The sequence below is a fragment of the Solibacillus silvestris genome (assembly GCF_051967575.1).
GTDB lineage: Bacteria > Bacillota > Bacilli > Bacillales_A > Planococcaceae > Solibacillus > Solibacillus silvestris_B.
In genome coordinates this window covers 1-12407 of record NZ_JBQCJW010000014.1, presented here as the reverse complement: position 1 = coordinate 12407, position 12407 = coordinate 1, and the positions used below count along the sequence as shown (strand labels likewise).

Annotated in this window: 11 protein-coding genes, 1 rRNA gene and 1 riboswitch; of the genes, 1 reads left to right on the top strand and 11 read right to left on the bottom strand. The window is 43.5% G+C overall.

Features of this window, described 5'->3' with window-relative positions; all coding sequences use genetic code 11:
• Positions 1–122: 122 nt before the first annotated feature.
• The 10 genes from purH to ACTHOQ_RS10540 all read right to left on the bottom strand — a co-directional run bounded on the left by purH (position 123) and on the right by ACTHOQ_RS10540 (position 10522).
• The gene (purH, locus tag ACTHOQ_RS10585) at positions 123–1658 is read right to left on the bottom strand and encodes a bifunctional phosphoribosylaminoimidazolecarboxamide formyltransferase/IMP cyclohydrolase (RefSeq protein ID WP_440496061.1); all 1536 of its coding nucleotides are present in this window, start codon (positions 1656–1658) and stop codon (positions 123–125) included.
• 62 nt (positions 1659–1720) lie between these two features.
• Positions 1721–2287, bottom strand: coding sequence for a phosphoribosylglycinamide formyltransferase (gene purN / locus ACTHOQ_RS10580; RefSeq protein WP_440496059.1), 567 nt, complete (start codon positions 2285–2287; stop codon positions 1721–1723).
• Complete coding sequence (purM, locus tag ACTHOQ_RS10575) at positions 2287–3342, bottom strand: phosphoribosylformylglycinamidine cyclo-ligase (protein WP_440496057.1); 1056 nt, start codon at positions 3340–3342, stop codon at positions 2287–2289. The genes purN and purM overlap by 1 nt, the downstream gene beginning before the upstream one ends.
• A gap of 163 nt (positions 3343–3505) precedes the next feature.
• Positions 3506–4924, bottom strand: coding sequence for an amidophosphoribosyltransferase (gene purF, locus ACTHOQ_RS10570; protein WP_440496056.1), 1419 nt, complete (start codon positions 4922–4924; stop codon positions 3506–3508).
• On the bottom strand, positions 4900–7131 hold the full coding sequence (gene purL / locus ACTHOQ_RS10565) for a phosphoribosylformylglycinamidine synthase subunit PurL (RefSeq protein ID WP_440496054.1): 2232 nt from the start codon (positions 7129–7131) through the stop codon (positions 4900–4902). Before purL ends, purF begins: the two co-directional genes overlap by 25 nt.
• The gene (gene purQ / locus ACTHOQ_RS10560) at positions 7118–7801 is read right to left on the bottom strand and encodes a phosphoribosylformylglycinamidine synthase subunit PurQ (protein WP_440496052.1); all 684 of its coding nucleotides are present in this window, start codon (positions 7799–7801) and stop codon (positions 7118–7120) included. The genes purL and purQ overlap by 14 nt, the downstream gene beginning before the upstream one ends.
• Positions 7802–7805: 4 nt before the next feature.
• Positions 7806–8051 carry a phosphoribosylformylglycinamidine synthase subunit PurS gene (gene purS, locus ACTHOQ_RS10555; RefSeq protein ID WP_440496050.1) on the bottom strand — a complete coding sequence of 82 codons (246 nt, stop codon included), beginning with the start codon at positions 8049–8051 and terminating at the stop codon, positions 7806–7808.
• A gap of 182 nt (positions 8052–8233) precedes the next feature.
• On the bottom strand, positions 8234–9358 hold the full coding sequence (gene purK / locus ACTHOQ_RS10550) for a 5-(carboxyamino)imidazole ribonucleotide synthase (RefSeq protein ID WP_440496049.1): 1125 nt from the start codon (positions 9356–9358) through the stop codon (positions 8234–8236).
• A complete protein-coding gene (gene purE / locus ACTHOQ_RS10545; protein ID WP_440496047.1) occupies positions 9355–9843 on the bottom strand; it encodes a 5-(carboxyamino)imidazole ribonucleotide mutase in 489 nt (162 codons plus the stop codon). Before purE ends, purK begins: the two co-directional genes overlap by 4 nt.
• Positions 9844–10135: 292 nt before the next feature.
• Positions 10136–10235: riboswitch (purine riboswitch) on the bottom strand.
• Positions 10236–10333: 98 nt separating this feature from the next.
• Positions 10334–10522, bottom strand: coding sequence for an NETI motif-containing protein (locus tag ACTHOQ_RS10540; protein WP_440496046.1), 189 nt, complete (start codon positions 10520–10522; stop codon positions 10334–10336).
• 252 nt (positions 10523–10774) lie between these two features.
• Between ACTHOQ_RS10540 and ACTHOQ_RS10535 the strand changes: the two genes are divergently transcribed.
• Positions 10775–11248: a GNAT family N-acetyltransferase gene (locus tag ACTHOQ_RS10535; protein WP_440496145.1), complete on the top strand. Its 474-nt coding sequence runs from the start codon at positions 10775–10777 to the stop codon at positions 11246–11248.
• Positions 11249–12061: 813 nt separating this feature from the next.
• On the opposite strand, the gene rrf is transcribed toward ACTHOQ_RS10535, so the two are convergent.
• Positions 12062–12177: ribosomal RNA gene (gene rrf / locus ACTHOQ_RS10530) — 5S ribosomal RNA — on the bottom strand.
• Positions 12178–12407 lie beyond the last annotated feature (230 nt).

Genomic DNA, 12407 nt, shown 5'->3' with positions numbered 1-12407 from the left:
GCAAACGCTTCTGCTAACATCCGGCCAGAACGTTAGCGAAACATTATTCTATTATAAAGCGTATTTAAAAATTTCTCTACTAAAATTGCTGTGAATGTAAAGTTTTATGCTTATTCCACAAATTAGTGTTTAAAGTGACGAACACCTGTGAACACCATTGCGATGCCGTATCTATTTGCCGCATCAATGGATTCTTGATCTTTAATCGAGCCGCCCGGTTGAATGATTGCTTTAATACCTGCTTTTGCCGCCGCCTCCACTGTATCGCCCATCGGGAAAAATGCATCAGATGCCAAAGCCGCGCCCTGTGCTTTTTCGCCTGCTTGCTCAAATGCGATTTTTGCTGCACCAACACGGTTCATTTGACCAGCGCCGACACCTAATGTCATATGTTTGTCGGTTACAACAATGGCATTGGATTTCACATGCTTCACAACTGCCCAGCCAAGTTTCAATGCTTCCCACTCTTCTTCCGTAGGTTCGCGGTCTGTTACAACTTTAATGTCCGCATTTGTAAAGCCGAAACGGTCAGGCTCTTGAACGAGTAAGCCGCCTTCAACAGATACGACATTGAATTGGTCTTGCTTTGCCTGCGCGAAATCGATCGTTAATAAGCGAATATTTTTCTTTTGCGTTAAAATTTCCAACGCTCCTTTTGTGAATGAAGGCGCAATAATGATTTCCAGGAAAATACCCGATAATTTTTCGGCAGTCGCTTGATCCACTTCCATATTCAGCGCAATAATGCCGCCAAAAATTGAAGTTGGATCTGCTTCATATGCTTTGTCGAACGCTTCTTCAATTGTTACGCCTGTGCCGACACCGCATGGGTTCATATGCTTCACAGCCACTGCTGCAGGCATTTCAAACTCCTTTACAATTTGAAGTGCTGCATTGGCATCTTGAATATTGTTGTACGATAATTCTTTGCCGTGCAGTTGTGTCGCATAGGCGATCGAGAAGTCCGAGCCTAGGCGCTTTGCATAAAATGCCGCTTTTTGGTGAGGATTTTCGCCGTAGCGCAATGTTTGCTTCAGCTCGTATGTTAACGTTAAATTTTCCGGGAAGTCTTCGCCAATTGCATTCGATAGATGATTTGAAATATATGAATCATATGCAGCTGTATGGCGGAATACTTTCGCCGCTAAACGACGACGTGTTTCAATTGTCGTTTTATTATTTGCCTTTAATTCTTCAAGAACGGTAGCGTAGTCGTTGCTATCGACGATTACTGTTACATAATCGTGGTTTTTCGCCGCTGAACGCAGCATTGTCGGCCCACCGATATCGATGTTTTCGATTGCATCAACCCAAGAAACGTCCGGCTTCGAAATCGTTTCCACAAATGGGTAAAGGTTTACACATACGATTTCGATCGGCTCAATACCGTGCTCGTGCATTTGGGCAATATGGCTCGGCTCATCGAATTTCCCAAGAAGACCGCCATGAATCATCGGGTTCAATGTTTTTACACGGCCATCTAAAATTTCCGGGAAGTTTGTTACTTCATCAACTGCTGTTACAGGTATATTGTTGTCTTGCAATAATTTTTTTGTACCGCCAGTAGAAAGCACTTCATAGCCAAGTTCTACTAATTCCTTTGCAAATTGCAAAATTCCATTTTTATCTGAAACACTAATAAGTGCACGTTTCGTCACGATTAGGTCCTCCAATTCATTCTTCCAGTGAGCATTGCCCCATACGAGCGGCTCATGCCATTTTACTTTTCAAATAGCTGCTGCAATGTTTTCGCATATAGCGCGTGCTCCAATTTATGTATACGCTCTTCTGTTGCCGTGCGATTGCCATCGATAACGTCAACTGCGCCTTGCGCGATAATTTCTCCTGTGTCCATCCCGGCATCTACGTAATGTACAGTTACACCGGTAATTTTCACACCATGATCCATTGCTTGACCGATGGCGTCTTTCCCCGGGAATGAAGGTAGCAATGATGGATGAATATTAATGATTCGATTTTCATAAGCCGTTAGAAGCGTCTCGCCGATCAGGCGCATATAACCTGCTAAAATGACCCACTCAATATTGTTTCCCGCTAATAATTCAACAATTTTTTCTTCATAGGCAGCTTTATTTTCAAAGCTTTTTGGTGTAAGCTCCACTACGGGAATCCCCAAATTTTGCGCACGTGTCACAACGTAGGCACCTGGTTTATCTGTTACAACAAGCTCGATGCTTGCATTAAGGTCTTTGCTTAAAATACTTTCAGCAAGCGCTTGAAAATTGCTGCCGCTCCCTGACGCAAAGACGGCAATTTTCGTTGTCATTATACTAAACTCCCATCATGCTCACCGTTGAAAATAACACCGTCACCTTTTACAACGCGACCGATTGTATAAGCTTTTTCGCCTTGTGACTCTACTGCTGCGATTACTTTTTCCGCTTCACTTGCAGGAACCGCAATAACAAATCCAATCCCCATATTAAATACGTTATACAGGTCTTTGTCGGCTAAATTACCTTTTTCTTTTAAAAACTCGAAAATCCGCAATACCGGCCAAGAGCCTAAATCAATTTCTGTCGCCAAACCTGCCGGCATCATGCGCGGCAAATTTTCATAGAAGCCGCCTCCTGTCACATGTGCACAGCCATGGATATCTGCTGCCTTAAGTGCTGCCAATACCGGTTTTGCATAAAGCTTCGTCGGTACTAAAAGCGCTTCGCCAATCGGGCCAAGATCTTCATAGTCATCCACTACGGAATCCACTGCGATGTCGTTGTCAGCAAATACGATTTTGCGCACCAATGAATAGCCGTTCGAGTGCACACCGCTTGAGGCCAGACCGATTAATATATCCCCATCGACAATTTTTTCGCCTGTAATAATATTGGCTTTTTCACATGCACCTACCGCAAATCCTGCTAAATCATATTCATCCTCTTCATAAAGGCCCGGCATTTCTGCAGTCTCGCCGCCTATTAAGGCTGCACCTGACTGGACACACCCGTCTGCCACCCCTTTAACAATTTGCTCGATTTTTGCCGGCTCTGCTTTCCCTACTGCGACATAGTCAAGGAAGTAAAGCGGCTCTGCGCCTTGTGCGACAATATCGTTCACACACATTGCCACACAGTCGACGCCAATTGTGTCATGCTTATCGACCATGAATGCAAGCTTCAGCTTTGTCCCGACACCATCAGTACCTGAAATAAGAACTGGCTCTTTTAAATTTAATGCAGACAAATCGAACATGCCGCCGAAGCCGCCGAATGTACCCATCACACCTAAACGATTTGTGCGCTCAACATGCGATTTCATACGTTTTACAGCTTCATAACCTGCTTCAATATTTACGCCTGCTTGTTCATATGCTTTTGACATAATGTGCTTGCTCCTCCTTCAGAAAAACATGTTTTGCGCTAAAAAGTGCGAAATAACGTCTTTTCTTATGTGGATTTCTTTGAAAAACTTATACTTTCCTATCTAGTGAATACGGAAAAAGGCGATTCGTAAAAAAGGCGAATGAACTTATCCCTCTTATTTTTTAACAGTCCTTTTCATGTGGCAGCACTGTATCCGGAAAAATTTCTGTCGGATATTTCCCAGTGAAGCATGCGACGCAAAGTCCGCCATTTTCGTCTTCAAACGGGCGATTCGTTGCACGGACCATGCCTTCAAGAGATAAAAATGTTAATGTATCTGCTTCAATTGCTTGGCGGATTTCTTCAACGCTATGGCTCGATGCGATCAGCTCTTCATGTGTCGACGTATCAATCCCATAATAGCAAGGATCTGTCATCGGCGGGGAAGAAATCACTACATGCACCTCTGCTGCCCCTGCCTCTTTTAACATGCGCACGATACGTTTCGATGTAGTGCCGCGTACAATGGAGTCATCTACCATTACGACACGCTTGCCTTTTAAAACTTGTACGACGGGAGAAAGCTTCATCTTTACACCGCGTTCGCGAAGCTCCTGTGTTGGCTGGATAAATGTCCGCCCAACATAGCGGTTTTTAATTAAACCGAGCTCGTATGGAATTCCGCTTGCTTCAGAAAAACCAATTGCTGCAGAAATAGACGAATCCGGAACACCTGTCACAACATCTGCTTCAATATGGGCACATTCTTTTGCAAGCTCTTTTCCCATGCGTTTTCGTGCCATATGGATATTGACTTCATCGATATTGGAATCAGGACGTGCAAGATACACATATTCCATTGCACACATTGTACGCTTGCCTTTTTCGACATAGCTATCGATTTCAATGCCATTATTCGAGATGATTAATAGTTCGCCTGGTTCGATTTCACGCACATATTCCGCGCCGATTAAATCAAAGGCACATGTTTCAGAAGCTACAACATACGCATCGCCCAGTTTACCTAATGACAATGGACGTAAGCCATTGCGGTCACGCGCCACAATCATTTGATCATTCGTCAGCAAAATAATAGAGAAGGCCCCTTTCAATAAGGAAAGTGCTTCTTTTACTTTTGAGCGAAACGGCGACTGCTTGGACTTTTTAATTAAATGCACAACAACCTCCGTATCAGAAGTCGAATTGAAAAGACTTCCGGAGCGCTCCAAAAACTGCTTTAAATGTGCCGCGTTTACTAAGTTTCCGTTATGCGCAATCGCCAGTGAACCAGTTGATGAGCGGAACAACAGTGGCTGAACATTCTCAAGGCCTCTACCGCTTGCAGTTGCGTATTGTGCATGGGCTATTGCAGCATGACCTACTACTTTGCGTAATTTATCTTCATTGAATACATCGTTTACAAGACCTTCGCCACGGACGGCGTTGAGCTGATTGCCGTCAGTTGTGACGATACCAGCCCCCTCCTGTCCGCGATGCTGCAATGCATGTAAGCCATAATAGCTTAAGTGGGCAGCATCTTGGTTGCCCCAAATGCCGAATACGCCGCATTCTTCATTTAAGCCTCTGATTTCAGCAAGCATGGGATTGCTCCTTTCCAGGCAGAACGGAATTCCTCCACAGTACCTTCAACAAGTACGCCAGTTTCGCCGCTGATTTTTATGTTTGCGTCTTCTGTTACTGTACCGATTTTTCGTGCATCTTTTACGATTGCTTCAAATGCAGCGGCATTTTTTTCATTTACCGTTAAGATGAAGCGAGATTGCGATTCTGCGAATAATGCTGTCGTTGCTAAGCCTGTTAAAGTTGCGTTGATGCCAAAGCCTTTACCTGCAAATGTCTTTTCCGCTAATGCGACTGCGACACCACCTTCGGAAACGTCATGGGCAGATTGTACAAGCCCTGCTTGAATCGCTTCTAATATTGCTTTTTGACGAGCTGCTTCCACTGTTAAGTCGATTGACGGTGCTTTACCTGAAATGCCGCCTTCAACTAGTTTTTGCAGTTCCGAACCGCCGAACTCTGTTTTTGTTTCACCGATTAAGTACACAATGTCGCCAGCAGCTTTTACTTCCTGTGTCGTTACATGCGCCAAGTCTTTTACTAAACCGACCATGCCGATTGTCGGTGTCGGGTAAACCGCTTCACCTGAACGCTCATTGTACATCGATACATTCCCGCCGATTACTGGCGCGTCAAGTGCAAGACAAGCTTCTGCAATTCCGTCAGCCGACTTTTGGATTTGCCAGAAAATTTCAGGTTTTTCCGGGTTTCCGAAGTTTAGGCAATCTGTAATCGCAAGCGGTTTTCCTCCAGAGCACACGATGTTGCGCGCAGCTTCAGCAACGGCAATCTTACCGCCTGTTGTCGGGTCTAAATAAATGTAGCGGGAGTTACAATCCGTTGTCATCGCCAATCCTTTATTTGTCCCGCGCACACGCAATACAGCCGCATCTGAACCCGGTGCCACTACTGTATTAGTGCGTACTTGATAATCATATTGATCATAAACCCATTCCTTAGAAGCGATTGTCGGCGCTTTTAAAAGGGCAGTCAATGTTTCTTTGTAATCTGTTACTTGCGGTTCTGCATTATCCATCGCCTGGAAATCAGCGAAATAAGCCGGTTCAGCGTCCGGCATATAGTAAACAGGTGCATCTTCAGCTAATGCATCTGCAGGCACTTCTGCAACAACCTCGCCATTGTGCAGCAGGCGAAGCATTTTATCCTCTGTAACTCGACCTACCGCTACCGCATCAAGATCATATTTTTCAAAGATTGCTTTAATTTCTTGTTCACGGCCTGCTTTTACTACGAGCAGCATACGCTCTTGCGATTCTGAAAGCATCATTTCGTAAGCTGTCATATTCGTTTCGCGTTGAGGCACTAAATCTAAATTCATCTCGACACCTGTACCAGCTTTTGAAGCCATTTCTGCAGAAGATGACGTTAATCCAGCAGCACCCATATCTTGAATTCCGACAAGGGCATCCGATTTCACTACTTCCAAACAAGCTTCAAGAAGCAATTTCTCCATGAACGGGTCGCCAACTTGTACAGCTGAGCGACTTTCTTCAGTATCCTCTGTCAATTCTTCAGATGAGAATGTTGCACCGTGAATACCGTCACGACCTGTTTTCGCACCAACGTACATCACAGTATTTCCTACACCTGCAGCAACACCTTTTTGGATATCCTTATGATCGATTAATCCGACACACATGGCATTTACTAATGGATTTCCCTCATAGCAAGGGTCGAAGCCGATTTCCCCGCCCACTGTCGGAATTCCGATACAGTTTCCATAGCCTGCGATACCTGCCACAACTTCTTCAAACAAGTATTTTCCCCGGGCTGATTTCAACTCACCAAAGCGCAATGAGTTCAGCATCGCAATCGGACGTGCGCCCATTGAGAAAACATCACGGATAATTCCGCCTACACCTGTTGCAGCGCCTTGGTATGGCTCAATTGCCGATGGATGGTTATGCGATTCCATTTTGAATACAACCGCTTGTTCGTCGCCAATATCAACAATGCCCGCTCCTTCACCAGGACCTTGCAATACTTGGGGGCCTTTTGTCGGGAATTTACGTAATACGGGCTTTGATTTTTTGTATGAGCAATGTTCGGACCACATAACAGAGAAAAGACCTGTTTCTGTCCAATTTGGAATGCGTCCCAATTTTTCAATCGCTAAATCAAATTCCGCATCTGTCATCCCCATGTCCGCATAGAGACGGTCTGCTTTAATTTGCTCGGGTGTTGGCTCGAATTTAGTTGTTGACATATTGTTCCCTCCACTGCTTCACAATTGATTTGAATAGTTTAAGACCATCTGCGCCACCAACGATTTCGTTTGCTGCACGCTCAGGGTGAGGCATCATACCAAGTACGTTCCCCCCTGTATTAATAATTCCTGCAATATCCGCTAAAGAACCGTTTGGATTTTCTCCTTCATATGTGAACACGATCTGATTGTTCGCTTGCAATGCCGCTAATGTTTCCTCGTCACAATAATAGTTTCCTTCACCATGCGCAATTGGAATATTGATCACTTCGCCCGCTTCATAAGCATTTGTAAATAATGTGTTGTTGTTTTCAACTTTCAACTGTACAGTACGGCACATGAATTTCAGGTTTTTGTTGTGGATCAACGCACCTGGCAATAGTCCTGCTTCCGTTAAAATCTGGAATCCGTTACATACACCGAGCACTGGTTTGCCGGCTGCCGCGAACTCTTTTAGAGAAGACATAATATTTGATTGGTTCGCCATTGCGCCACAGCGTAAATAGTCGCCGTAAGAGAAGCCGCCTGGAACAAGCACCCCATCAAAACCTTCTAAACTAGCAGCCGTATGCCAAACATATTCCACTTCTTCGCCTAATTCGTCTTTAATCGCATGATACATGTCGATATCACAGTTGGACCCTGGGAAAACGAGTACTGCAAATTTCATAGTATTATGCCTCCTCGATTTCATAGCGGTACTTTTCGATAACCGTATTTGTTAATACTTTTTCGCACATTTCCTTCACGATCGTATCAATATCGCGGTCTGTGTCGCCAATCGTCACTTCCAAATATTTGCCGATACGTACGTCCGATACTTCACCATAACCGATTTTTTGCAATGAACCTTGCACCGCTGAACCTTGTGGGTCTAAAATGCTTTCTTTTAATGTTACGTAAATTTTAACTTTTTTCATGAGTTATTTGCCTCCAAGTTTTTGTGAAATCACTTCTTATACTTCGGGAATACTGCCTAGATTTCGGCGGAATACGTTTTTATTAAGCTTTTGGTTTGTCTATTTGCTTCCAGCTATTTTTCTGCATAAATTGCGCCCGCTCAGGCTGTCTTTGGGGTTCAATGACTCTCTTAAACTTCTTTTCACTCCGACCAAATACAAGAGTCCTCAATTTGCTGCAATGCGGCACTCAAATCATCTGTCATAATTGTGATATGCCCCATCTTCCTGTTCACTTTTGCTTCAGTTTTACCGTAAAGGTGCACAGACCAGTCAGGGTACTTCGGAATAGAGTTTGTTAAAGATACGACATGCTGGCCTAACACATTGACCATAATCGATGATGCCCATAGCTTCGGCTTGCGTAATGGCCATCCGCAAACAGCTCGGATATGCTGTGTGAATTGTGAAATATTGCACCCTTCGATCGAGTAATGGCCGGAGTTATGTGGACGCGGTGCACATTCGTTGATGACAATACTGCCATCTTCCAACACGAACATTTCGACTGCCAGCGTACCGACTAATTGTAAGCAGTCTGCTATTTTCATTGCCGCTTCTTCAGCCAATGCTGCTGTCTTCTCTTCAATCCGCGCAGGCACAATCGTTTCATGTAGTATGTGGTTCACATGAATGTTTTCCCCTACCGGCAAGCAGTATGTCTCACCATATCCATTGCGCTGAACAATGACCGAAATTTCTTTCGCAAATGGGACAAAGCCTTCTGCAATGCATTGCGAATGTTCAAATAACTCTTTAGTTAACGACAGCTCGTCAGCCGATTTCAATAACTGCTGACCTTTCCCATCGTAGCCGCCACGCGCTGTTTTCACGATGCACGGGAACCCGATTTTTCGGATGCTTTCCTCTAGCTGCCCATATGTTGATGCGACAATATATGGCGCCACTGGACAGCCCGCTTCGACGATCATTTGTTTTTCCGTTATACGATTTTGTGTAATACGTACAAGCTCTGCCCCTTGTGGAACGTAAGCCATTTGTGTAAGACGCTTTAATCCATCGTAATCTATATTCTCAAATTCATACGTAATAACATCACTTACTTCTGCAAGCTCTTCCAATGCCGCCTCGTCATCATATGCTGCGACGATACGAATATCCGCAACTTGTCCACAAGGTGAATCCATCGTTGGCTCAAGCACGGCAATTTTGAAACCGGCTTCCCTAGCGGCAACTGCCATCATGCGACCAAGCTGACCACCGCCGATAATCCCGATTGTTTGTCCAGGGTAAATCATTTTCGTCACGTTAAGTCACCTGTACTTTCCAAAACTTGCTTTTTCGTTGTTTCACGGCGCTCTTCAAGCTTTGCGGCAAGCTCCTGATCAAAGGCGCCCAAAATTTGAGCTGCAAGCAATCCCGCATTTGTCGCGCCTGCTTTACCAATTGCAACAGTCGCTACCGGGACACCCCCAGGCATTTGGGCAATGGACAATAAAGAATCAAGACCATTTAATGCACGAGACTGAACAGGTACCCCGATTACTGGCAGTGTCGTTTTTGCTGCTACCATACCTGGTAAATGAGCTGCTCCACCAGCCCCTGCAATAATTACTTGAATACCGCGTCCACGCGCAGCATCCGCATATTCAAACATTAAATCTGGTGTGCGGTGTGCGGAAACAACCTGCTTTTCATAAGGCACTTGCAGCTCGTCCAAAATGTCACAAGCATGCTTCATCGTTTCCCAATCGCTTGAACTTCCCATAATAACGCCAATTTTCGGATTCATGAGTTTCGCTCCTTTAAACATCTTTTCCACTTGCTTATAATCAATTACGCCTCGGCGTAATTGCGTCCGGGTTTTTTGTGATAGTTCAAAAACTCCCTTTAAAAATCTGTGACATCCGCCGGGGGCTTATCTTCATTCAGCGGGGGTTTGGCACACCTGCTGAATGAAGATAAAAGTAAAAAGTCCTCAAATAAACTGCTCTCTACGCATGAGAAAGCAATCTACTTGAGGACTGAGCATTAAAAGTATATGGAGATATTTGCATTGCGATCCCCACCCTTTATTCATCATACCTGAAGTTGCTTTCCTACATAGTCCGGAATTTACGGTGCCGGGTAGAGACACTAGAGCCATATTCTCTAGCATATATGAGGGATTAAATGTTTTTCCTTTTCATATTCTAACAAGGCTTGCGTATAAAATCAACGTAAAAATGCGAACGATATTTTACAAGTTATATTAATCGTTCGGTTTTAAATTCAATTATACGCTATTCATTTGCTAATACACCTTTAAATTGAATTTTTTGGCGCAAGTAGACCGGTTCACCATTTACTTCTTCAAAAACTGGCTCTTCTCTGCGTCCCACTGCCATATATCCATCTTTTTTCATTCTTTCGAGACATTGCTCGATTGTTTCATTTTCTTCTACTTCAAACCATACTTGCTTTTTAGCCAAAAAGGTCATCCTTCCACATCATGAATTTCGCTCTAACTATACCATGTAACTTTCGCAGCTTTCTAATGGAATGATTTCTTTTTGTGAACGATTTGTCACAAATTTATAATTAATAAGAAAAAGAGCAATCAATTAAGAATCACTGTCCCTTCCAATAAGCGGTCTTAATATGGATATTTATGTTAATATAAAAAAATGGAGAGATGAATGAAAGCAATCTTTTATAAAAAACTGGGAAGGCGAGGAAGTTCTATGAAATTATTTATGAAGAAAATGAACAGAGAGATGGCTGTTAATATTCTTACTTGGAAGTACGATAAGCCATATGATTTTTACAATAACGAACTAACAGAAGAAGCGATGCAGGAAATACTCGATGGATCCTATTACGCCCTTATTGATGAAGATAAAGAATTAATTGGATTTTTTTGTGTCGGGGAAAATGCGAAAGTGCCTGTAGGAAAACGATTTGGTGTTTATAATGAAGATTTGATTGATATCGGAATTGGTATGAATCCTAACCTTACAGGAAAAGGTAATGGTTCTGGATTTTGCGCTTATATTATTAAAACTGTTGAGGAAAAGCATAATAGCAAGACAATACGATTAACTGTGGCAAAATTCAATCACAGAGCCATCCATCTATATAAAAAGCTTGGTTTTGTTTCGGAAAATGAATTTAAGACTGATTCCACAGAATTTATTACGATGGTGAAAAGAGGATAAATCAGGTGTTTTACTATAACATTGGGTTGATCTCCTACTCCGGCTCGGTCGCTTCCCGCGGATACAGCTGCAACTAACTTATTTCGGAATGCATTCTGAGTTAAGCGGATTTTCGGCTCGGTGTTCCTGCTGCTTTGCTTTCGTCGCAATGAGCATTCATTTACAATTCGCGTAGGAAGCCTGCTTGTCGCGAAAGATGAAAATGTCAGCAAGAACGCTCGTCTCCCCTTCAAGCAACTTAATTTTGCCATCCCCCACTTTTGGTGAAGAGTCGCTTTGCGGTTAAACATCCGTATATTGTCCTTTCGGAATTCTTTCTTTCTAGGCTGAAGCAACGAGCGGAAATGAAATAAGAGGAGATTTTCCGGTTAATTGCGGAAAGGGCTTCGTTTTATAGGCATATAACCGGAGACTTTCCGGTTATACAAAACATAACCCCTCATTTTTCCGTTTTTCTAGTTGATAAGCGGAATCCCTCCGTCTATTTTGGTAATTTTTTAGTTAGTTTTCTAATTAGACGGAATTACTCCCTCTATTTATCAGGAAGATGCATAATTTGGTCTTCTAGCCGATAAGTTACGAGTCCGGCTGCTATTCCAATCAGAAAAATGTTAATTGATTTTGAGGTTCCGGCAGATGAAAAATACAGATTTTCACGTGCTTTCCTTTTACACGGAGGTGTTAATGTTGAGAAAAGTTGGCGCGGTTTGCCTGGACGGGGACAACACGTTTTTATAAAGTTATCTACATTGCCAAAATCTATCGTTTCCTTAAAAACAAAAAAACCACTGAATGCTCAGTGGTTTTGCGTGTGCGAAGCGACGTCCTACTCTCACAGGGGGAAGCCCCCAACTACCATCGGCGCTAAAGAGCTTAACTTCCGTGTTCGGTATGGGAACGGGTGTGACCTCTTTGCCATCATCACTTCACTTGCACATGGATGTGCTGGCGTCTACGTTACCACAGGACGTGGTGCTTTTAGTAGACGTTCCTTGTTCGGCTTCCAATACACTAGCTTGTGTCTTGAAACCCTTAGAAAAAATTTTCATTCTTTCAAAACTGGATAAACGTTTCATTGAATAGTGCAATAAAATGTGGTTAAGTCCTCGACCGATTAGTATTCGTCAGCTGCATGCGTCACCGCACTTCCACCTCGAAC